The organism is Saccharopolyspora sp. NPDC050642, assembly GCF_040654735.1.
In the GTDB taxonomy this organism is placed as follows: domain Bacteria; phylum Actinomycetota; class Actinomycetes; order Mycobacteriales; family Pseudonocardiaceae; genus Saccharopolyspora; species Saccharopolyspora elongata.
Genome location: NZ_JBFAIN010000006.1, coordinates 58,918 through 80,320, shown reverse-complemented (window position 1 = coordinate 80,320; position 21,403 = coordinate 58,918). Strand labels below are relative to the sequence as shown.

The 21,403-nt window shown below is 71.0% G+C and carries 16 protein-coding genes and 1 pseudogene; 13 read left to right on the top strand and 4 right to left on the bottom strand.

Going from position 1 to position 21,403, the window contains the following annotated elements; all coding sequences use genetic code 11:
* Positions 1–45: 45 nt before the first annotated feature.
* From AB0H93_RS12575 to AB0H93_RS12565, 3 genes are read right to left on the bottom strand one after another with little or no spacing between them, the layout of a single operon-like run.
* Positions 46–591, bottom strand: a complete 546-nt coding sequence (locus tag AB0H93_RS12575; protein WP_358571598.1) for a dihydrofolate reductase family protein — start codon at positions 589–591, stop codon at positions 46–48.
* A 40-nt stretch (positions 592–631) separates the two neighbouring features.
* Positions 632–1,213 carry an NAD(P)H-dependent oxidoreductase gene (locus AB0H93_RS12570; protein ID WP_358571596.1) on the bottom strand — a complete coding sequence of 194 codons (582 nt, stop codon included), beginning with the start codon at positions 1,211–1,213 and terminating at the stop codon, positions 632–634.
* A complete protein-coding gene (locus AB0H93_RS12565; RefSeq protein ID WP_358571594.1) occupies positions 1,210–2,124 on the bottom strand; it encodes an alpha/beta hydrolase in 915 nt (304 codons plus the stop codon). The genes AB0H93_RS12570 and AB0H93_RS12565 overlap by 4 nt, the downstream gene beginning before the upstream one ends.
* Positions 2,125–2,373: 249 nt before the next feature.
* Here AB0H93_RS12565 and AB0H93_RS12560 point away from each other — a divergent pair.
* From AB0H93_RS12560 to AB0H93_RS12550, 3 genes and pseudogenes are all read left to right on the top strand, one after another.
* Positions 2,374–2,608, top strand: a pseudogene (locus AB0H93_RS12560) (IS5/IS1182 family transposase); the annotation flags it as partial.
* 544 nt (positions 2,609–3,152) lie between these two features.
* Complete coding sequence (locus tag AB0H93_RS12555) at positions 3,153–4,064, top strand: MerR family transcriptional regulator (protein ID WP_358571592.1); 912 nt, start codon at positions 3,153–3,155, stop codon at positions 4,062–4,064.
* Positions 4,065–4,253: 189 nt separating this feature from the next.
* A complete protein-coding gene (locus AB0H93_RS12550) occupies positions 4,254–7,499 on the top strand; it encodes a BTAD domain-containing putative transcriptional regulator (RefSeq protein WP_358571590.1) in 3,246 nt (1,081 codons plus the stop codon).
* A gap of 21 nt (positions 7,500–7,520) precedes the next feature.
* On the opposite strand, the gene AB0H93_RS12545 is transcribed toward AB0H93_RS12550, so the two are convergent.
* Positions 7,521–8,081, bottom strand: a complete 561-nt coding sequence (locus AB0H93_RS12545; RefSeq protein WP_358571588.1) for a dihydrofolate reductase family protein — start codon at positions 8,079–8,081, stop codon at positions 7,521–7,523.
* Positions 8,082–8,677: 596 nt separating this feature from the next.
* Between AB0H93_RS12545 and AB0H93_RS12540 the strand changes: the two genes are divergently transcribed.
* The 10 genes from AB0H93_RS12540 to AB0H93_RS12495 all read left to right on the top strand — a co-directional run bounded on the left by AB0H93_RS12540 (position 8,678) and on the right by AB0H93_RS12495 (position 21,401).
* A complete protein-coding gene (locus AB0H93_RS12540) occupies positions 8,678–9,709 on the top strand; it encodes a ParB/RepB/Spo0J family partition protein (protein WP_358571586.1) in 1,032 nt (343 codons plus the stop codon).
* A gap of 60 nt (positions 9,710–9,769) precedes the next feature.
* Complete coding sequence (locus AB0H93_RS12535) at positions 9,770–12,172, top strand: glycosyltransferase (RefSeq protein WP_358571584.1); 2,403 nt, start codon at positions 9,770–9,772, stop codon at positions 12,170–12,172.
* Positions 12,173–12,198: 26 nt separating this feature from the next.
* The gene (locus AB0H93_RS12530) at positions 12,199–14,184 is read left to right on the top strand and encodes a carbamoyltransferase C-terminal domain-containing protein (RefSeq protein WP_358571582.1); all 1,986 of its coding nucleotides are present in this window, start codon (positions 12,199–12,201) and stop codon (positions 14,182–14,184) included.
* 4 nt (positions 14,185–14,188) lie between these two features.
* On the top strand, positions 14,189–15,820 hold the full coding sequence (locus AB0H93_RS12525) for a hypothetical protein (protein WP_358571580.1): 1,632 nt from the start codon (positions 14,189–14,191) through the stop codon (positions 15,818–15,820).
* Complete coding sequence (locus AB0H93_RS12520) at positions 15,817–16,281, top strand: nucleotidyltransferase domain-containing protein (protein ID WP_358571578.1); 465 nt, start codon at positions 15,817–15,819, stop codon at positions 16,279–16,281. The genes AB0H93_RS12525 and AB0H93_RS12520 overlap by 4 nt, the downstream gene beginning before the upstream one ends.
* A complete protein-coding gene (locus tag AB0H93_RS12515) occupies positions 16,281–17,306 on the top strand; it encodes an ATP-binding cassette domain-containing protein (RefSeq protein ID WP_358571576.1) in 1,026 nt (341 codons plus the stop codon). The genes AB0H93_RS12520 and AB0H93_RS12515 overlap by 1 nt, the downstream gene beginning before the upstream one ends.
* A 9-nt stretch (positions 17,307–17,315) precedes the next feature.
* Positions 17,316–18,134, top strand: coding sequence for an ABC-2 family transporter protein (locus tag AB0H93_RS12510; protein ID WP_358571574.1), 819 nt, complete (start codon positions 17,316–17,318; stop codon positions 18,132–18,134).
* A gap of 30 nt (positions 18,135–18,164) precedes the next feature.
* Positions 18,165–19,001 carry an ABC-2 family transporter protein gene (locus AB0H93_RS12505; protein ID WP_358571572.1) on the top strand — a complete coding sequence of 279 codons (837 nt, stop codon included), beginning with the start codon at positions 18,165–18,167 and terminating at the stop codon, positions 18,999–19,001.
* Between the two features lie 80 nt (positions 19,002–19,081).
* Complete coding sequence (locus AB0H93_RS12500) at positions 19,082–20,116, top strand: NAD-dependent epimerase/dehydratase family protein (protein ID WP_358571570.1); 1,035 nt, start codon at positions 19,082–19,084, stop codon at positions 20,114–20,116.
* 16 nt (positions 20,117–20,132) lie between these two features.
* Positions 20,133–21,401, top strand: a complete 1,269-nt coding sequence (locus tag AB0H93_RS12495) for a UDP-glucose/GDP-mannose dehydrogenase family protein (RefSeq protein WP_358571568.1) — start codon at positions 20,133–20,135, stop codon at positions 21,399–21,401.
* Positions 21,402–21,403: the final 2 nt, after the last annotated feature.

The following is a 21,403-nucleotide window of genomic DNA, read 5'->3' as shown; positions in this document are numbered from 1 at the left end:
CGCCCTCCGCGGAGAGCGCCCACATCCGTTGGGGCGGCGGCGTTTTCACATCGCGTCCGACTTCGGTTCGTAGACGGCCACCACGATGCCGCTGCTGAGCGTCGTGGTCTCGGCCAGCGTCAGGTGGGTGGTCGCGAGGCCTTCCAGGATCCGCTGCCCGCCACCGGCGATGACGGGGAACAGCCACAGGTCGAGCTCGTCCACGAGTCCGTGCTCCAGCAGCGTGTGGTCCAGCACGCCCGTGCCGAACTTCAGGATGTCCTGGCCCGGCTGCTGCTTCAGCTCCGCTACCTCGGCGGCCACATCGCTGCCCAGAATGGTGGCGTTCCAGGTGGTTTCGGAGTTCTGCAGCGTGCGGGAGGCGACGTACTTGGGCATGCCGTTGATCCGCTCGCCGTATTCGTCGTCGATGGCCGGCCAGTGCGCGAACGACTCGTAGGTCTCGCGGCCCAGCAGCAGCGCGTCGGTGCCGAACAGCAGCTTGTGGGCGTGGGCGTAGTGCTCGGAATCCCAGTACGGCGGGCCCCACTGCTCCGGCGCCGAGATGGTCCCGTCGAGGGTCACGAACGTCGACTCGATCAGCTTCCTCATGATGTTCTCCCAGGGCGTGGGTTCGGATGGCTGGAAAGTGCTACTGGACGAAGGGTTTCGCGGTTCGGGCGACGCGCAGGGCGTTGGCCCACCACGTGAGCTGGTCGAGCACCGCGTTGACGGATTCCTCGAGTTCGGGATCGCGGCGCGGCCAGCTGCCGTCGGCGCCGAAGCGCTGCCAGGCGTTGCGGATGGTCATGGTGCGGCGGATCGGGACCGCGTTCAGCTCGCCGAACACCTGCCGCAGCTGCGCGGCGGCCTGGCCGCCTTCGGCGTCGCGGCAGTAGGCGACGATCGAGACCGGCTTGGCGGCCCATTCGGCGTCGAACCAGTCGATCGCGTTCTTCACCGCGGCCGGGAAGCTCTGGTTGTACTCCGGGGTGACCAGGACGAACGCGTCCGCGGCCGCCAGCCGGGCCCCCAGCTCCCGGACGGGAGCGGGAGTCCCTTCGCCGGGCTCGGTCAGCCGGTCGGGGAGGGCGGCGGTCGCGAGGTCGATGCGATCCAGTTCCAGGTCCCGGCGGCGGCCGATGCGGCCGCCGAACCAGTCGGCCACGAGCGGGCCGAAGCGGCCCGCCCGGGTGGATCCGATGATCATCGCGATCCGCAGCCCAACCGTCATCGGGTTTCCTCGACGGGCGCGTCGAGGAAGGCCGGGATCATCGGCAGCAGCAGCTCGGGGCGGTGCGGCGCGGTGACGTGCGAGGTGCCGGGCAGGATCGCCAGCTGCGCGTTCGGCAGGCCTTCGGGGGTGTCGCCCATGACGCCGCCGCCGAAGAGCCGGAACATCTCGACGGCGTGCTCGGGCCGGACGATGTCGGAGTCGCCGATCACCGTCAGCGTCGGGGCCTTGACCGTGCGGGCGGCGTCCGGCGACACCGACGGGGCCGGGTTCATGTCGTACTCGATGACCCGGGACACCAGCTGCGGGAAGTCCTCCGGGCGCGGCGCGTTCTTCAGGTAGTCGGCGTGGAACGGCGATCCGTGCAGGTGTTCCGGACGCAGTTCCGCGATCCCGTCCATCACGCCCGGGTGCATGCCGTCGACGCCCAGGCCGCCGGAGAGCAGCACCTGCTTGCGCACCAGGTCCGGGTGCTTCAGCGTGATCTCCAGCGCCACCCCGGCACCCATGCTGTAGCCGAGGACGTCGGCGCGCTGGACGCCGATCTGCCGCAGCAGCGCGACGGTGTCCTCGGCCATCTGCGACGTGCGGAGCGGGCGGTCGATGTCGGCGGTCCGGCCGTGGGCCTGCTGTTCCACGGCGATGACCTCGCGGGTCTTGGCGAGCTCCGGGATCAGCTGCCCGAAGTCGGTGCTGATGCCGGACAGGGCGCCGTGCAGCAGCACCAGCGGCGGCTGGTCGGTCGGGTTGCCGTATCGCTCGTAGTACATGTGCAGACCGTTGACATCGGCGTACGCGCCCGGAGTCGCAGTGGCGGTGGCCGGTTCGGCCGGGGCATCGGCGGCGCCGCACCCGGTGAGCAGCGCGGTGGCTGCGATTCCGGCGGTGAGGGCGAGGGCGATGCGCTTCATGGTGATCTCCTGTTTTGCGGTGTTCGCTTTGTTGTCACCACAGTGCGCGCGGCACCTTCCGGATTGTTTACGGTCGCCTTCCGGCCCAGGTCAGCATCGGTGAGAGGCGGTCCGGTGGTGCCGTTCGCGCGCGAAAACGGCGGCCCGCCACCGAGGCGCGGCCCCGAAGCCAGGAGCGCGACCTGCCGTTCGAGTACGGGCCGTGGCAGGTTGTTGCAGGCGAGGGCTGATGCGGCTGGGCTGATCTTCTGGGAGGTCAATGTCGACTCCACCATCTGCCGGGCACACCAGCATGCTGCCGGTGCCCGCCGGCGCGGTGTTGTGCAGAAGGAACCGCCAGGCGGAGTGAGCGCCGAACCTGAAGACCATGGACTGGGCAGGTCGCGAGGCGGGGTTCACCACGAAGATTCATCTGGCGTGTGAGCAGGGACAGAAGCCGTTGTCGCTGCTGATCACCGCCGGGCAGCGCGGTGATCAGTCCGCAGTTCGAGCCGGTCCTGAACGCGACTTGGGTGCCCCGGCCTGGTGCCGGTCGGCCGAGAAGCCGCCCGCTGCGGGTGCGAGGCGATAAGGCGAACTCTTCACACGCGAAATCGCGCCTACCTGCGCAGACGTGGCATCAGGTGCACGATTCCTGAGCCGGTCGATCAGGTCCGCAACCGCGGGCGCCGCGGACGTGGCGGTGGCCGTCCGTCCTTCTTCGACCGCGAGGACTACAAGGCCCGGCACGCGGACGAATGCGGGATCAGCCGTCTCAAGCAGCACCGGGCCGTGGCGACCCGGGCCGACAAACTTGCGGTTCGGTTCGAGGCGACGGTTCAGGTCGCGGCGATTCATCAGTGGCTGTGAACCCTCAGCCTGCCGTCGTGCGGATGCCCCAGCAGGAAAGGACGGCCCTGCGGTCATTACGGAGGAAGGGCGCGTTTCCTGGCATTGGCGCGGAGCGGTGTGTATGGGGTTGCACCTTCCGTAGCGGCATGTGGTCCAGTGGACTTACGTCCCGATCCCTTGAGGAAAGGTCCCTGCTCATGCATTCGTCTTTCATGCCACCCCGCCAGGTCAAGATCGGTGACGCGGCGGCCTTCGCCGGCAGCACGCCACGGGCGATTCGCCATTACCACGAGATCGGCCTGCTCCCCGAGCCTGAGCGGGGCGGCGATGACCGCCGCCGCTACGGGTACGAGGACATGATCCGCTTGCTGTGGATTCGCAAGATGGCCGACGCCGGGATCGCCCTGGACGACATCCGTGACGCCTTTACCACCGGCACGGCTTCCGCCGGTGCGGGCAGCGGAGAAGGTATCGCGGGCATCCTGGAGCGGTTGGAGGAAACCCTCGCCGAGCAGGAGGCGGAATTGCGGCGGCAACGGACCGCCGTGCAGCGGATGCGCACCGAAGGCAGCCGGATGGGCCTGCTCTCCGACTTCGTCACCGAACGCCTCAAGAGCCTGCCCGAGGGCTCCCTGCGTCAGGCGGACCTGGACAGTCTGCTGGTCACTGAGCGGATCTTCGGCCCGCTCGGCGCGGCCGTCCAGGCCACCCGCTTCGTCGCCCTGGCCACGCATCCCACTCTGCGGGCGGATTCCGACCGCATCGATGACGCCGAGGAGGCACTCGATGACAGCGTCGCCGTCGATGATCCACGGGTGGCTCAAGTGGCCGTCGAGCGGCACGCCTTCGAAAGCGCCCTGCAGGCCGTCATCGAGGAGTCCGGCCTGGGTAAGGACGACGATGCCCTCTGCGACGCCTGGGACACTTTGCACCCTGCCACCGCCGATGACGGCGAGGACGAGGCCGACCTCAGCTCTGGCAGGCGGGAAGCTGACTCCATGAGCGTGTTCGAAGCCACCGGCAAGATGCCCTACGACTTCTCCCCAGCCCGCCTGCGCTGTATGGAACTGGCCGAAGAACTATCCGCCCAAGACTCACCCGCTACCTAAAACACGGCCTAGCCCACCCTCGCAGCTTGCACCGCCGTAGGTTCTCAGGTGTTTTCTCGCGAGGACAGCCCCGACGTGGTGAATTGGCATTCATGAGTCGGAGATCCCACAGCGAGAAGGCACCTGAGGTTCCGCTACCCGCACCGCCAAGCAGAGCAAGTTTGGAAACAGGCTCTATAGGCTGCGTTCATGCGTTTCGGTGTGCTGGGCCCGTTGACGGTGTGGACCGACAGCGGCGCCGTCGTGCCCGTGCCGGGTGCGAAGGTGCGTGCCCTGCTGGCTGATCTGCTGGTCGACGCCGGTCAGCCGGTGCCCGCGGACCGGCTGGTGGACGACATCTGGGCCGAGGATCCGCCGGGCAATCCCGCGGGCACGCTGGCGGCCAAGGCCTCGCAGCTGCGGCGCGCGCTGGAGGACGCCGAGACCGGCGGCCGGGACCTGGTGGTGTCGCCGCCGCCCGGCTACCGCCTGGCCACCGCAGACGTCGACGCCCTGCGCTTCCGCGCGCTGCTGGCCGACGCCCGCGAAACCTCCGACACCGCGGCCCGGGTCCGGGTGCTCGCCGAGGCTGTGGACCTGTGGCGGGGGCCCGCATTCGCCGACTTCCGCGACGCGGCCTTCACGCAGGGGGCCATCGCGCAATTGGAAGAACTGCGCCTGGTGGCCGTCGAAGAACTCGCCGAGGCGCGGCTGTCGTTGGGCGAACACCGCGAGGTGGCGGGAGATCTCACGACGTTCGTCGCCGCGCACCCCCTGCGCGAACGCCTGCGCGCAGCCCAGCTGCGGGCGCTCTACGGTGCCGGACGACAGGCCGAGGCCCTCGACGGCTACGAGGATCTGCGCAGGCGGCTGGCCGACGAACTGGGCGTGGACCCGAGCCCGGAGCTGGTCGAGCTGCAACGGTCGCTGCTCGCGCAGGATCCCGCCCTCTCCGCGCCGCGACCGCAGCCCGTGGTTCACCGGCGCACCAGCAACATCCCGGCGCAGCGCACCGAGCTGATCGGCCGCGACACCGATCTCGGCGAGCTGGGCCACGCGGTCACCGAATCGCGGCTGGTCAGCCTCACCGGGCCGGGCGGCGTCGGCAAGACCCGGCTCGCGCTGGCCGCGGCGGCGAGCGCGGCCGACCGGTTCCCGGACGGCACGTGGCTGGTCGAGCTGGGGCCGCTGCAGCCGACCGCGACCGACGAGGCCGGCTGGCTCGCGGAAGAGGTCGCGCAGGTCATCGGCATCCGTGCCGCGGAGGACGGGCCCGCCGACGCCGTCGAAGCACTGGGCGAAGCGCTGGCCGACAAGCACCTGCTGCTGGTGCTGGACAACTGCGAGCACGTCGTCGACCACGCCGCGGACCTGGCCGAGCACCTGCTGGGCGCAGCGCCGAACCTGCACGTCCTGGCGACCAGCCGCGAACCGCTGCGCCTGCCCGGCGAGGACATCGTGCCGCTGCAACCGCTTTCCGTGCCCGCTGCGGACACCTCTTTCAACGATCTCGCGCAGTCGCACGCGGTCCGGCTCTTCGTGAACCGCGCCCGCGCGAGCGCCCGAGACTTCGCGCTGGACGCCGACAACGCCGACGCGGTCGCGACCCTGTGCCGGCGGCTCGACGGGATTCCGCTGGCGCTGGAACTGGCCGCGACCCGGGTTCGCGCGCTCGACGTGCACGAGATGGTCTCCCGGCTGGACGACCGGTTCCGGCTGCTCGCCACCGGTCACCGCGGCGCCCCGCGGCGGCAGCAAACGCTCACGGCGATGATCGACTGGAGCTGGGGACTGCTCGACGACATCGAACGCGCGGTGCTCCGCCGCCTCGCGATCTACCCGGGCGGGTGCACCCTCGAAGCCGCCGAAACCGTCTGCGCCGCAACGGCATCCGTCGGTGAGGACGGCCACCTCGACACCGCGGCGGTCGCCGATGTCGTCGCGCGGCTGGTGGACCGGTCGCTGCTGCAGCAGAGCGGGCGGCGCTACCGGCTGCTGGAATCGGTGGCGGCGTTCAGCCTCGACCGCTTGGCGGAGGCAGGCGAAGACGTGGCGGCGCGGCGCGCGCATCATGCGTACTACCTGGCGCTGGCCGAGCGCGCCGAACCCGAGCTGCACGGCGCCGATCAGCAGCGCTGGCTGGGCCGGCTCGACGCCGAGGACGCGAATCTGCGTGCGGCGCTGGACGGTTTCGTGCGGGACGCCGACGCCGACTCGGCGCTCCGACTGGTGCACGCGCTCGCCTGGTACTGGCTGCTGCGCGGCCGGTCCGGCCTGGCGCGCCGCTGGGTCGATGCGGCGCTCGAACTGGGCAGCAGCGCGCGGCACCGGGCACCGGTGTTGGCGTGGCGCCTCACATTCGCCTTCCAGCAGGGCGATTTCAACGATGCGGCATCGCGTCGGCACGAGGTTTCGGCGGCGCTGGCCGCGCTCGACGATCCGGCCGTGCGCGCCCGCGCCGAGGTGATCCTCACCCTGTCCGCATTGGACTCGGGCGACGAGCAGGACCTGGAAACGACCGTGCAGCAGACCCTTTCGACGTGTCGTGAGCTCGGCGACCGCTGGGGCGTGGCGACCATCCAGCTGGCGCTGGCGAAATCGGCGCACAGCCGCGCCGATGTGGACGCGTTGGCGCGGCACGCGCAGGAAGCGGCTCGCTCGTTCGCCGAGCTGGGCGATCGCTGGGGCAGGCTGCAGGCCGCCGAATGGCTCGGTGGCCTGGCCGAGCTGACCGGGGATCTCGCCGGTGCCGCCGAGATCCACCGCGAGGCGCTGGTGCTGGCGCAGGAGCTGGAGATGTGGGGCCAGGTGGCCGCCCACCTCGGCTGGCTCGGCTGGATCGCGATGCAGCACGCCGAGTTCGACCGGGCCCGCGACTTCGCCGAGCAGGTGCTGGTGCTGTCCGCCGACCACGGCCACGATCCCGGCCGGTTGTTCGCAACGATCGTGCTCGCGTTCACCGCGCGCCGCGACGGCAGGCCCGACGACGCCGAACGGCACCTCCGCGAACTGCTCGCGCTCAACGCCGACGGCCCGGAAACGCCGCTGTTCCTGCCGATGCTCCAAGTCGAACTCGGTTACGTCCTAGAACAGCGCGGTGAAGCGGCCGCCGCGATGGCCGAACACCTGCGGGCCTTCGACGGAGCCCAGCGCATCGAGGCCCCGCGCGACGCGGCGTTCGCACTCGGCGGCTCCGCCGCGGCCGCCGCGGCGCTCGGCGACCACGACACCGCCGCCCGGCTGCTCGGCGCCGCTGAGGCCCTCCGCGACACCACTGGGATGCCGCTGCTGCCCGCCGAACGACCCGATATCGACCGCGTCGCCGACCTCGCGCGCACCGCGATGGGCGGCGCCGCGTACGACGCCGCCCACGCGGAAGGTCAAGGCCTGACCGCGGATCAGGCCCGCGCGCTCATGGTCGCCGCCGGCGGCGCGGACGTGCTGGATCCGGTCTGAGCCCGGAATCCGGGCCATCGCTCAGGACATCTTCGGCGCGTACTGCAGGGCGACGATCCCGCACTCGAACGGCCTCACGGCGACGAAGTCGAACTGCTGGTTCGAGCCGGTGGCGCCGAAGACCGGCAGGCCGGCGCCGATCGCGGTCGGGTTGACGATCAGGTGCAGTTCGTCGAGCAGGCCCTCGGCGATCAGGCTCGCGACGAGCGTGCCACCGCCGTAGGCGATGATGTCGCCGCCCGGCTGCGCCTTGAGCTCGCGGATCGTCTCGACGAGATCGCTCGCGACGACGGTGTTCTCCCACGGCGATTCGGTCAGCGTGGTGGAGATGACGACCTTCGGCGTGTTGTTGATCCGGTCGATGCCCTCCTGCGTCTCGTCCGCCGGCTGCGAGGCCCAGTGCGGGATGAAGCCCTCGGCGAGCTTGCGGCCAAGCACGATCGTGCCGATCGGCTCGTTGAGCGCCTCGATGTAGGAGGCGAGGTCCTCGCTCCACGGCAGCGTCATCCAGTCCATCTCGCCGTTCGGGCCCGACATGTAGCCGTCGATGGTGGTCTGGACCTGGAGCTTGAACTTGCGCATCGCTTGCGTTCCCTTCGGGTGGGCCGTTCGGCCGTCGTCGTGTGCTGGAAGCTTCGCGGGGACGGCTTACGGGATGTTTACGGTTTTGCTCCGGCACCCCGCGACCGGACGAACCCCGAGGCCGGCGCCGAGAACCGGTCCTGGCAGCACGCGAACCGCACGAAGCGCGGGCGTCCGGTCCGGGCTCCGAGAAAGGGTTCGCGGGGTGGGTTGCGGTCGAATCCCGGGTGTTGTTGCGCGGTCGAATTGTCGAGTGGACGCAAAGGAAAGTCGCGAGAGTGATCTGCGTCACATTTTGCATCACTCGTTGGGAGGTACCGGGGATATGCGGCGCTTTGCCAAGGTCTATGCCAATGTGAGCGAAAGGCGGTCGCCCCTGGCTTTTCGGTGCGACGGCCGGTGTGGGGAGCCATCCTTTCGCGGATGGTGAATATGTGATCGTTCCCAGTTTTTTTCGAACCGGAGTCCGCGGACTCCGGATGAGCTGCGTCGAGTGGTTTCGTGATTTCCTGACTTCGCGGGATGTCGAATTGGATTCCAGGGGTAGGCTCTTTTGGTCGACGAGAGATCGGGGCGCGACCGGCGCTGTCGGGGTCGTGCGCGACGACCGGCGAGTCCGGCTCGAACCCGGTGGCGGGCCGGCGAACGCCGGTGCGCAGCCCGGGCGGGAACCGCGCTGGGGCGAGGTGGGCGAGGTGGTGCCGATCGCCCACCTCAACCCGGCCGACTCGCCGCGCGTGCTCGGCGAGGACGGCAAGCACGTCCGGGACCTCGCGGCGTCGGACGCGCAGTTCCCGCCGGTGGTCGTGCACCGCGGCACGATGCGCGTCATCGACGGCATGCATCGCCTTCGAGCTGCGGAAATGCGGGGCAGCGCGAGCGTCCGGGTGGTCTTCTTCGACGGCGACGACGAGAACGCCTTCGTCCTCGCGGTGCGCGCGAACACGGCGCAGGGGCTGCCGCTCTCGCAGGCCGACCGGACCGCGGCGGCCACCCGCATCCTGGGCAGCCACCCGCACTGGTCGGACCGGCGGATCGCCTCGATCGTCGGGCTGGCCGCCACCACCGTGGGCGCGATCCGGTGTTCGACTGAACGGAATGGACAGTCCAACGCCCGGGTCGGCCGGGATGGGCGGATTCGGCCGCTGAACACGCGCCAGGGGAGAATTCTGGCGGGCAAGCTGATCGTCAGCAATCCCAAGGCCTCGATGCGGGAAATCGCGAATGCCGCCAAGATCTCGGTTTCGACCGCGCACGACGTGGCGAAGCGAATACGCGCGGGCGATGATCCGGTGCCGCTGAAGTGGCGGGAGGCCGACGACGGCATCCCGGACCATTCGGATCGGGCACCGCTCGATCCGGTTCCGGACGAGAGCGCGGGCGTCCGGAGAGCGCAGTTGCTGGATGCGTTGCGAAAGGATCCGTCGCTTCGATTCAGCGAAAGCGGGCGAAATCTGATCCGGTGGCTGACCGCCCAGGTGGCGGACGAGGCGAAGCGGCGGTCCCTGCTCGACGCCGTTCCGCGGCATTGCGCCGGGACGCTCGCGGAGCTGGCGCGGGAGAACAGCCGGATCTGGGCCGAATTCGCCGGCCTCCTGGAAGAGCTCGACCAGGTCGTCGGCGGGTGATCTGGTCGGATGCCGTCCATCGACGATGGGGTTGGTGTGAGCGCGAAGTACGTACTCGGTTTGTCGGGAAGTTCGACCGCGTGTCTGGTCGAGAAGTCCGGGATCGTGGCGCTCGGCGAGCTGCAGGCCGGGCACGCGGACTTCGACGCGCTCTCGGGCTTCCTGGAGAAGGCGGGCGTCAGCTGGGGGCAGGTCGCCGCGGTGGCGACGTGCGCCGGTCCACACAGGATCGACGGCTCGTCGCTGCCGTCGGACGTTCGCCGCATCGACGTCACGCACCACACCGCGCTCGCTTACGCGGCGACCGTCCACTCGACCTACAACGACGGCGTCATCGCGGTGGTGGGTTCGAGTTACGGAGCGGGCATCGAGCCGGTCGTGACCGACAGCCTGCACCGCCTGCGCGACGGCCGGCTTGAGCCGATCGAGGAGTCCCTCGGAAATCCTTCCACAGCAACGCTTCTCGGTTTTCACCGGACGGTCAGCCGCTACGTGCTCGGCAGGCCGGACGGCTCGCTCGCGGGAGCTGCCGCCAGTGGCCGGCCGGACGCGTTCGGGGGTGCGGCGGCGTCGGCGGTGCGGTTCGCCGACGGCCGGGTGATCGTCGACCCGTCGGGGCTGGGCCACCTCGACCCGGAGCGGAGCGCGGAGCACGGCACACCGGACGCCGGGTTCCACGCGGACGTCGCGAGGTGGGCGCAGGACCTGATCGAGAAGGCCGCGCTGGACCTCCTGGCGCACTGGTACGAGCTGTGCCCGGCGACGAACCTCGCGTACGCGGGCGGGCTCGCCTTCGACGCCGCGCTCAACAGCCGGATCAGCACCGAGACGCCGTTCGACCAGGTCTACGTGCACGCGGCACCGGTCGCCGGGAGCCTGGCGGCTGGCTGCGGCTACTACGCGTGGGCGGAGGTCCTCGGGGAGGTCGTGCCACCGAACTACGACTACATTCCCCGGTTCGCAGCGGGTTCGACGGCCTGCGGGCGCCGGTCCAGCGCGGTGGCGGACCACGTGTCGGCCATCGACCGGCTCGCGCGCGGCGAAGTCGTCGAATGGGCCGAGCCCGGCGCCGACGGGGACGAGGTGTTCGCGCTCGCCGACCCGCGTTCGCCCCGCGCCGCCGAGGCGGCGACGTGGGCCGATCATCCCCAGGTGCTGGTCAGCGCGACGTGCGCGGCGCAGTGCTTCGAGGTGGCCGACGCGAATCCGTACGGCGCGCTGGCGGGCGTGGCGAGGTCGAACCCGGACTGGATGCACCCCGGGCTCCTCGACGCGGCCGGGCGGGTGCGGCTGCGCGTCGTGTCGGACGCCTCGCACCCGGAGCTGCACGCGATGCTCACGAGCTGGCACGACGCGATCGGCGTACCCGCCCTCGTAGCTGTGCCGGAGCCGAGAGCCGACAACGGCGTCCGTCAACAGTCGCCCCGCCGCGCGCCCGCGCCGGGCGTCCGCCGGAGGGGCGCGGACTGCGCGGTGCTGACACCCGTGCGCATCGACCGGCTCGAACAGTGCGAGGAGCTGCTCAGCACGGTGGACAGCCTGCGCGGGCAGAGCGACGACTCCTGGCACCTCCTGCTGGTCGACGACGGCTCCCCGCTGCCGGAGGCGGCCGATGCGTTCAGCGCGATCGTGGCGGATCTCGGCGACAAGGCGACCCTGATCCGGCGGCGGAAGAACGCCGGCCAGGGGATCTGCCGGAACATCGCCGCCCGCTGGGCGTGGCGCAACGGCATCCCGTACTGCCTGTACCTGGACGGCGACGACCTGGCCGACCCGCGGCGGGTCGAAGTCGTGCGGCGCAACTTCCGGGAGCGGCGCGAGGTCGACTTCCAGTACTCCACCTTCGAGCTGATCGACGAGCGCGGGCACCAGGTCCCCGAAGCGGGCATCACGCCGAGCATCAAGGAGATCCTGCAGTCCCACGAGCAGGAACCCCCGACCGGCGCGCGGGCTTGGCGGCAGATCGCGACCGAGCACGGATACACGACGTTGACCAGCGCGACGTCGGTCCGTACGTGGCTGGCCGTGGCGCACCCGTTCCCGGACGTGTACGTCTCCGAGGACCAGCACGCCTGGCTGCGGATGACGGCCGCGACCGACTTCGTGTTCTTCGACCGGGAGACCACGGCCAAGTACCGGATCGCGACGGACGGGGGAGGGTCCTCGGTCCGCAAGCGGATCGGCGACGGGTACTACGAGCAGAAGGCGTGGGTCGACACCCAAGGCGTGCTCGCCGCGACCCGGATCTCGGTGCGCCGGGGCCGGACCGCGCCGGCGGAGGTGCCCGCGATCCTGGCCGACTACTACGTGCGGTGCGCGCAAACCCTGGAAGCGGAAGGACGTTTCGCCGCGATGCGCGAGTACCACGAGCTGGCGGGCGTCGTCCGCGGACTCGACCACGACCGAGCGCTGGCCTGCGCACCCGCGCGACCCCGGCTGTTCCAGCCGACCGGGCAGAACTGATCCCACCCCGAGACTGTGGAGCCGACATGTACGTTCTGGGCCTGAGCGGCTGCTTCTCGCCGCCCCACGAGGATCTGGTTGCGGGCTTGCCCAACTGGTTCTTCCACGACGCGTCCGCGGTCCTCCTGCGCGACGGCGAGGTCGTCGCCGCGGTGGAGGAGGAACGCGCGAGCCGGATCAAGCACACCAACCGCTTCCCGGGCCGGGCGGTGCAGATCTGCCTGGAGGAGGCGGGAATCCGGCTGGGCGACGTCGACCGGATCGCTTTCTGCTTCAAGGAGGAGTACTCCGACAAGGAGCTCTACCACCAGTACGTGGAGCACCCCGCGGCCCCGCTCGACTACTCGCGGGAACTGGTGGGCCGACGGTTGCGGGAGCGGTTCCGGGTGGACTTCCCCGCGGAGCGCATCGAGTTCGTCGCGCACCACGTCGCCCACGGCTACTGCGCCTTCCTGCAGTCCGGCTTCGACGAAGCGCTCGTCGCGGTGCTCGACGGCAACGGCGACGACGCCTCGACGACCATCTACACGGGCAAGGGCCAGGAACTCACCAGGCTGTTCAGCAAGCCCTCGTGGGAGTCGCTGGGGCACTTCTACTCCACCGGCACGGAACTGCTGGGGTACGGGCTGTTCGACGAGTACAAGGTCATGGGCCTGGCGCCCTACGGCGATCCGGCCCGGTATCGGGAGATCTTCCGGGAGCTCGGCGAACTGCGGCCGGACGGGGACTTCGACCTGGGCGTGTCCCGGCTCCGGACCACCTTCCACCGCAGCGGGTTCCGGCCGCGGCGCAAGGGCGAACCGTTCGACGCCGCGCACGCCGACTTCGCGGCGGGGCTGCAGGAGGAGCTGGAGCGGTTGGCCGGTCACTTGCTCGCGCACTGGCGGCAGGTCACCGGGCAGCAGCGGATCGCGATCGCCGGCGGCGTCGGCCTGAACTGCACGCACAACGGGAAGTTGTTGCGTGGCGGGCTGTTCGAGGAGGTGTTCGTGCATCCCGCCGCCCACGACGCTGGAGCGGCGTTGGGTGCGGCGCTCAAGGTGCACGCCGACACCGCCGGGGAGGCGCCGGCCCGGCGGGTCAGGCAGGTCTTCTGGGGCCGGGGCCTCGACGAGGACGAGACGCGGAGCAGGCTGCACGACTGGCGCGACTTCCTCGACTTCCGCAGGTCTGATCGCGTCGCCGAGGAGGCCGCCGAATCCCTCGCCGACGGCCGGATAGTCGGCTGGGTGCAGGGGCGCTCGGAGTTCGGGCCCCGCGCTCTCGGCAACCGCAGCATCCTGGCCGATCCGCGGCCCGCGGACAACCGGGAACGCGTGAACAAGGCGATCAAGAAGCGGGAGGGCTACCGGCCGTTCGCGCCGTCGGTGCTGGCCGAGCGGCTGCCCGAGTTCTTCGAGTTCCCGGAGAACGCGCCTACCCCCGACTTCATGGTCTTCTCGGTCCCGGTGCGGGAGGACAAGCGCGAGCAGCTGGGGGCTGTCACGCACGTGGACGGCAGCGCGCGCGTGCACGCCGTCGCCCAGGAGGTGAACCCCGCCTACTGGCGGCTTCTCTCGGAGTTCGGCCGGCTGACCGGGATCCCGATCGTCCTCAACACCTCGTTCAACAACAATGCCGAGCCCATCGTCGACACCGTGGACGACGCGATCCAGTGCTTCCTGACCACGGAGCTGGACGCGCTGTTCGTCGGCGACCACGTCGTGACGAAGCGGGAACCCACGCGGTCGAGCCTGCTGGGCCTGCACCCGGTGCTGGTCGAGCACGCGGCGCTGCGCACGACCACCAGGCCGGGCGCCGAGCCCGCCGCATCCGTCGAGTTCACCTTCACCGGCGGGGGCAGCAGGCCGGTGTCGGTCCCGACCCACCGGGTTCTCGCCCGGGCGGACGGGACGCGTCCGCTGCGCGAGCTCGTCGATCCGGCAGCGGATCCGGGGCCGGTGCTCGATCAGGTCCTCGACCTGTGGCAGGCCAGGTACGTGCGGCTGTCCCCGACGCCGGTGCGTGGGTGATCCGGTGCCCGCGGATCCCGATCGGCAGGACCTGCCGCTGCCGTGGCGCACGCGCTGGCCGCTGGTGGTGGTCACCGTCCGCGCCACCTCGCCGGACGAGCTGACCGAGTTCTTCTTCCGGCTGGGCGGCGTGGCCTACCCGCTGGAACGGGTGCTCGTCCGGGTCAGGTCCGAGCCCGGTTCGATCGCGTGGGTGCGGGACGTCGCGGGCCGGTGGCGCGGCGGCGTCGAGGTGTTGCGCCGCGGCGGAGTGGCCTGGGACAACGAGATCGCGCGGTGGCAGCGAGCCCGCCCGTCGACCGTCACCGTTGCGTGGGAGGCCGAGCCGGGGGACCGGTATTCGGCCGATGCCTTCCGCCGGATCGCCGCGGGGCGTCTGCGGGCGGGAGTCCGCGGCGAAGTGGGCATCGATCGCCGGCAGGTCCCGTCGACCGTGGCAAGCGACCTCGCAGCGCTCCGCAGTGAGCTGCGGCTGGTCGCCGGGGATGTCCGGATCAGCGTCGCCGTCATGTTCCACCCCAAGCGGCGGGACATCGCGCGCCGCCTGGCGGAAGCGTGCGCACCGTTGCCGGTGGATCTCGTGCCGGATCCCGATCCGACCGGGCGACCCAACGCGCTGCGCACGGCGCGGCGGGCGTGGGCGGCCATCCCGGACTGGGCCACCCACCACATCGTCCTCCAGGACGACGTAGTGCCCGTCGAGGATTTCGCCGCGGCCGTGCGCGCCGCGATCACCGACGCCCCGACGGCAACGATCGCCTTGTACAGCAACGCGAATTCCCGCAACGGTGCGATGGCGCGAAACGCTGCCGTGCGCGGCGCGGCCTGGGCGGCGCTGCTCGCCGACGAGTACACGCCGACGCTCGGCGTGGTGATGCCGCGCGAGCGGGCCCTGGGCTACTTGGAGTTCCTGGAGACCGTCCCGGCCTCCGCCAGCAGCGATGACGACATCCTCACCGACTACCTTCGGCTGGCCGGCGGGCTGAAGCTCCAGGCGGTGCCGAACCTCGTCGAGCACAGCGACGGCCCCAGCGTCGTCGGGACGCTCGGATTCCACCAGGGGAAGCGGAGATCCGCCTGCTTCACCGGCGACGCCGCGCGGCGCACTGCGCCTTCGCCGCTGGCCGAGGTGTTCCCCGCCGGGGGCGATCCGCTGGTCGTGCTGCAAGCGGGCCACGCGCAGGTCCTCCTGCCGGACCGCTCGGCGCCCAAGGACTACGGGACCGAGCGCTCGTTCCACTGGCCGGAGGCGTGCGCGGTCTTCCAGGACGGGCTCGCGTCGCGCCTGAAGGACGCACTCGCCGGTCACCTCGCGCGGTCCCCGCTGCCGTCCTTGCCCGCCGCACGGCTTCCCGCCTCGCTCGTTCGTGAAGCGGCAGAACAGGTTTGGGCGGCGTGCTTCCTCGTAGGCTACACAGCGGCCAGGAGCGCAATGCCTCGACCGGTGAAGTCCCCACCCGATCCCGTGCTGTCGCGGCGGATGGTCGAGAGCTTGCTGGGCTCGGGCCTGCCGCCGTCGATGCCGCTGGCGGCACCGGGCGAGGTCGGCTGGTTCACCGACCTGGGGACGGCCGCGATCGGAGCAGGCGTCGCAGCAGCGGGGTGCCGCGTGGAGTTTTCGCAGGAGGAGTCATGAACGACGACAGCGCCGAGCGGTACTCGCAGGTCGAGGATCTGGTGGCGGAGCTGCGCGCCTGGGCCGACGGGCGGCCCGACGTGCAGGCGGTGGCCCTGGTCGGTTCGTATGCGCGCGAGCGCGGCGCCGCGACCGCGGAATCCGATGTCGACATCGTCGTCGTGACGTCGAGGATCTCCGACTACCTGGACAGCACCGACGGTTTCCCGGCCACGCTGGAGCCGCCGCTGCTGCGGGTGAAGCAGTGGGGGCCGGTGCACGAGCGGCGACTCCGCCGGCGCGGGACAGGCCTGGTCGTGGAGATGAACTTCACCACATCGGACTGGACGGCGACCGAACCCGCCGTGGACGACGGGACGCGGCGGGTCGTGCTGGACGGGATCTGGGTCCTCCGCGACCCGCACGGCCTGCTGGCACGGCTGATCGACGCCTGCCGCGCCCGGACCGGCGAGGAGCCGTGATGCCCGCCGCCCGCCGCGCCGGGCCGGTGATCGAGCTGGCCAGCGTGACCAGGCAGTTCGTGATCACCGAACGCGATCCGGGCATCCGCGGTGCCGTGCGCGCCCTGCTCCGGCCGAAGCGCCGCATCTTCACCGCGGTCTCCGACGTCTCCTTCGAGGTCGGCGGCGGCGAGACGGTGGCGTTGCTGGGCCAGAACGGTGCCGGGAAGTCCACCCTCATCAAGATGCTGGCGGGCGCGCTGGTGCCGACCTCGGGAGAACTCCGGGTCGCCGGGCGCGCGCCGCACCGCAACCGGACGGCGAACGCGTCGCGGATCGGCGTCGTGTTCGGGCATCGGACCCAGCTGTGGTGGGACCTCCCGGTGCGCGATTCGTTCGACATCCTGGGCGACATCTACGGCGTGCCGGTCGCGGAGCGGGCACGCCGCTTGGCCGCGTTCGACGCTGTGCTGGAGACCGCCGAGCTCTACGACAAGCCGGTCCGGCACCTGTCCCTCGGGCAGCGGGTGCGGTGCGACCTGGCGGCCGCGCTGCTGCACGATCCGGAGGTCCTGCTGCTGGACGAGCCGACCATCGGCCTGGACGTCGGCGTCAAGGAGCAGGTCCGTCGGCTGCTGCGGACGCAGACCGCCGCGGGCAAGACGATCGTGCTCACCACCCACGACATGAACGAGGTCGACCGGCTCTGCGAGCGCGTGGTGCTGATCAGACGCGGCGCGGTGGGTTTCGACGGGCCGCTGGAGGAGTTACGCCGCAAGTACGGCGGCCAGGGCTCGGTCGTGGTCGAGTTCGGCTCGCCGGTCCCGGCGCTGCGGCTGGCCAGCGCGGTCGCGGAGTGGAGCGGCGAGGGCCGGGCCCGGCTCGTTCCTGCGGCGGGCTCCTCTACCGATGACGTGCTGCTGGAAGTCGTTCAGCGGTACCCGGTTTCGGCGGTGTCGGTGGAGCGGGGAGACCTGGAGCAGGTCGTCCGCAACGCCTACCTGGACGGGGCGATCAGCGGCGTCGGCCCGGCGGCCGGCGGCTGAGGGGCGGCCATGACCCGCTCGGTCCGGCCGCCGGCGTTCCGGCAGTGGCGGCTCCTGCGCATCGTGTCCACGATCGAGCTGAGCTACCGCAGCCGCGTGCTGTACGGCGTTGCGCTGATCGGCGCCCAGGTCGTCCTCGTCGCATCGCTGTGGTCCGCGCTGTACGGGGGCGACGAAACGGTGGCCGGCGCGAACCGGGAGCAGACCGTGACCTACGCCGTGCTGGCGGTCCTGCTGGCGCGGGTCCGGTGGAGCGCGCGGTTCTACTCCAAGGACGCGCTGGCGAGCCGGGTGCGCGACGGCTCCGTCGTGTACTGGTTCCTGCGACCGGTCCGGCCGAGCCGGTACGTCGCGCTGATCAACATCGGCGACGTGCTCTACGGTTCCCTCTGGCTGGTCGCCGGAATGCTGCTGGCGACGGCGGCCGGCGCCGCCCGGGTTCCGGACCCGGTCGCGTTCGCCTGCTTCCTGCTGAGCGCCGCCATCGGGCAGGCGATCCTCTGCCACCTCGCGTCCCTGCTGGACCTGGTGTGCTTCTGGTTGGTGGTCAACGAGAACGCGAAGCAGGCCTACCGGTTCTTCCAGGACTTCCTGGCCGGGGCCTTCGTGCCGGTCTGGTTGTTCCCCGGGTGGCTGACGGCGCTTTCGTCGTTCCTGCCCTTCCGAAGCACCATCAGCGTCCCGGCTTCCCTTTACGTGGGCACGATTCCGGCCGCGGAGGCGGTGGGCGAGATCGGCACGCAGGTCCTGTGGTGCGTCGTGCTCTACGCGCTGGTCCACCTCGTGTGGCGGCGGGCGGCACGCCGCGTCGTGCTGCAGGGGGGATGACGGCTGCCTGCGTCAGGGAGAGGTGCCCGCATGTGGAACGGCATTCCGGCGGGAGTCCGGAACGCGCGGCGCTGCGCGCGCATCGCCGCGCGGATGACCCGGCTGAACTTCGTCGCGCGCAGCCACTACCGCGGCGATTTCCTGATCGCGATCGCCTGCGGCGTCCTGTGGCAGACCTCGGTGGTGGCGTTCGTCGGCGTAGTCCTGTCGCGGTTCACCGGATTCGGCGGCTGGACCACCGGCGCGCTGGTGCTCTCGGTGGGCATGCGCCTGCTGAGCCACGGCCTGTTCGTGATGTTCTTCGGCCGGATCACCATGCTCGGGATGCTGGTGCAGGAAGGCATGGTCGAGAGCTACCTGACCCGGCCGCTGCCGGTGCTGCTGCAGGTGTTGCTGAGTTCCTTCAGCGTGACGAGCATAGGTGACCTGCTCGCCGGGGGAGCCGTGTTCGCCGCCGCGCTCGTCCAGAGCGACCTGGCGTGGGACCTCGGCCGGGCCTGCTACCTGATCGCCTGCGTCCTGTCCGGGACGCTGATCGAGGCGGCGGTCCACCTCGTGATCGCCGGCTGGGTGGTCCGGCGCCCGCAGGACAGCGGGATCGGCCTGGCCGTCGACGAACTGGCGGGAATGTTCGGGGGATATCCGCTGCACGTCTTCCCGTTGCCGGTGGCGATGGCGCTGACCTACGTGGTGCCCTTGGCGTTCATCTCCTACCTGCCCGCCAAGGTGCTGCTCGACGCGCCCGGCGGCAGCGGCGTTCCGGACTGGCTGGCGGCCGCGTCCCCGCTCGTCGGACCCGTTCTCTTCGCGCTCGCGCTGGCGCTGTGGAACCGCGGCCTGCGGCGGTATCGGGGCGTCGGCGGCTGAATTCCCGGACTGCACTTGAATTCGCCCGGAAACGGCATAATCCAGAACGCCGAACACTGGAATGGGTTGAGGTGCGGATGATGTCGGAAAACAGCTCAGGATCTGCCCTGCCCGAAATCCCGCATCGGGCCGCGGTCGTCACCGGCGGAGCCGGATTCATCGGATCGCACCTGACCGAGGCCTTGATTCGGGCGGGCGTGCGGGTGACGGTGATCGACGACTTCTCCAGCGGCCGCGCGGAAAATCTCGCGGCCGTGGCCGACAGCCCGCTGCTGACGGTGGTGACGGCGGACATCTGCCGCGAGTGGCGGGTGGATTCGGCGGTGGACGTCGTGTTCAACCTGGCGTCGCCGGCGTCGCCGCCGCGGTACCTGGTGCGTCCGCAGCACACGCTGCGGACGAATTCCCAAGGCATGCAACGAGTCATCGACCTCGCGGTCAGTCGGAACGCGCGCCTGGTCCAGGCGTCCACCAGCGAGGTCTACGGCGACCCGCTCCGCCACCCCCAGACCGAGGACTACTGGGGGAACGTGAACCCGATCGGCCCGCGCAGCGTCTACGACGAGGGCAAGCGGTTCGCCGAAGCGCTGATCGCCGCGTACGTCCGGCAGGGCGCGCTGGACGCCGGCATCGTGCGGATCTTCAACACCTACGGCCCGCGGATGCGCATCGACGACGGCCGCGTCGTCCCGAGCTTCATCGACCGGGCGCTGCGCGGCGAGCCGCTGGAGGTGTACGGGGACGGCAAGCAAACGCGGAGCTTCTGCTTCGTCGAGGACCTCGTGGCGGGTCTGCTGGAAATGGCTGCTGCGCCCGGAGTTCTCGGCCCGGTCAATCTCGGCAACGTCGAGGAGATCACCATGGTCGACCTCGCGCGGCTGGTCGGCGAGGCGGTCGGGCGGCCGCCGCGGGTGGTCCACCGGCCGCTGCCGGTCGACGACCCGGTGCGCCGCAGGCCGGACATCAGCCTGGCCCGGGAGCTGTTCGGCTGGCGGCCGGTGACCGGGCTGCGCACCGGTCTCGAACGCACGGTCCGCTGGCAGCGCTCGGCGGGCCTGGCCGTCGCGGGCGCGCCGCGGGATCGCGAGTTCACCGCCGGTAGCGGCAACCACTGAGAGGGGAGGACCTCCCGTGTCGGAGATCGCCGTGATCGGCGCCGGATACGTGGGTCTGGCGAGTGCGGTGGGCTTCGCCGCCATCGGCCACCGCGTCACCTGCGCCGACGTCGACCGGGCGAAGGTGGCGGAGCTGCGCCGCGGCCGGACGGGCATCCTGGAACCGGGGATGCCGGAGTCGCTGTCGGAGTCGCTGGCCGCCGGGCGTCTGCGGTTCACCTCGGACGCGCGGGCGGCGGTGCGCGAAGCGAAGTTCGTGTTCTTGTGCCTGCCCACGCCGACGGGCGACGACGGCGCCGCGGACACCGGTATCGTGCTGTCGGTCGTCGACGACGTCCGGGACGCGTTGCGCATGGCCGCGGTCCTGGTGGTCAAGTCGACCGTTCCGGCGGGAACCACGGACCTGCTGCAGGCCCGCGTCGGCCGCCGCGACATCCGCGTGGTGGCCAACCCGGAGTTCCTCCGGGAAGGCCGGGCGCTGGCGGACTTCCTGCGACCGGAGCGCGTGGTCATCGGGGCGGACGACACCTGCAGCGCGCGCCGGGTCGCCGCCCTGTACGAGCCGCTGAACGCGCCGGTCGTCCGCACGGACCCGCGTTCGGCGGAGATGATCAAATACGCCTCGAACTGCTTCCTGGCCACCAAGCTGTCGTTCATCAACTCGATCTCGGACATCTGCGCGGCGATCGGCGCGGACGTCGACGACGTCGCGCTGGGCATGGGGCTGGACTCCCGCATCGGGCCGGACTTCCTGCGCCCGGGGCCGGGCTGGGGCGGCTCGTGCCTGCCCAAGGACACCAAGGCGCTCGCCTGGCTGGCGGACCGGGCCGGGGTCGACTTCCCCGTGCTGACCGCGGCCGTGGCGTCCAACACCCGGCGGCAGGCCGCGATCGTCGAGCGGATCGGCGAGTTGCTGGGCGGGCGGCTGAGCGGGGCCCGGATCGCCGCGTTCGGCCTGGCGTTCAAGGCGGGCACCGGCGACCTGCGGGAGTCGCCGGGGATCAAGGTGGCGGAGGCGTTGGCCCGGGCGGGCGCCCACGTGCGCGGCTACGACCCGGGAGTCACCGCGACGGCGCGGATCCCCGGCGTGCCGGTCGTCGACGACCCGTACTCCGCGGCCGAGGGCTGCGACCTGATCGCGGTGTTCACCGAGTGGCCGGACTTCCGGGAGCTCGACTGGATGCAGGTGGCCGGCAGGTGCCGGGCCACCGCCGTCTTCGACACCCGGCGCGTGCTGGACCCATTGGTGCTCAACAAGGCCGGCCTGGAGTGCGTGCACCCCTGACC

Coding starts and splice junctions, on each gene's coding strand:
- AB0H93_RS12505 (WP_358571572.1), top strand. CDS start 18,165: ATGTGGAACGGCATTCCGGCGGGAGTCCGGAACGCGCGGCGCTGCGCG.
- AB0H93_RS12530 (WP_358571582.1), top strand. CDS start 12,199: ATGTACGTTCTGGGCCTGAGCGGCTGCTTCTCGCCGCCCCACGAGGAT.
- AB0H93_RS12520 (WP_358571578.1), top strand. CDS start 15,817: ATGAACGACGACAGCGCCGAGCGGTACTCGCAGGTCGAGGATCTGGTG.
- AB0H93_RS12515 (WP_358571576.1), top strand. CDS start 16,281: ATGCCCGCCGCCCGCCGCGCCGGGCCGGTGATCGAGCTGGCCAGCGTG.
- AB0H93_RS12550 (WP_358571590.1), top strand. CDS start 4,254: ATGCGTTTCGGTGTGCTGGGCCCGTTGACGGTGTGGACCGACAGCGGC.
- AB0H93_RS12570 (WP_358571596.1), bottom strand. CDS start 1,213: ATGACGGTTGGGCTGCGGATCGCGATGATCATCGGATCCACCCGGGCG.
- AB0H93_RS12500 (WP_358571570.1), top strand. CDS start 19,082: ATGTCGGAAAACAGCTCAGGATCTGCCCTGCCCGAAATCCCGCATCGG.
- AB0H93_RS12575 (WP_358571598.1), bottom strand. CDS start 591: ATGAGGAAGCTGATCGAGTCGACGTTCGTGACCCTCGACGGGACCATC.
- AB0H93_RS12555 (WP_358571592.1), top strand. CDS start 3,153: ATGCATTCGTCTTTCATGCCACCCCGCCAGGTCAAGATCGGTGACGCG.
- AB0H93_RS12545 (WP_358571588.1), bottom strand. CDS start 8,081: ATGCGCAAGTTCAAGCTCCAGGTCCAGACCACCATCGACGGCTACATG.
- AB0H93_RS12510 (WP_358571574.1), top strand. CDS start 17,316: ATGACCCGCTCGGTCCGGCCGCCGGCGTTCCGGCAGTGGCGGCTCCTG.
- AB0H93_RS12565 (WP_358571594.1), bottom strand. CDS start 2,124: ATGAAGCGCATCGCCCTCGCCCTCACCGCCGGAATCGCAGCCACCGCG.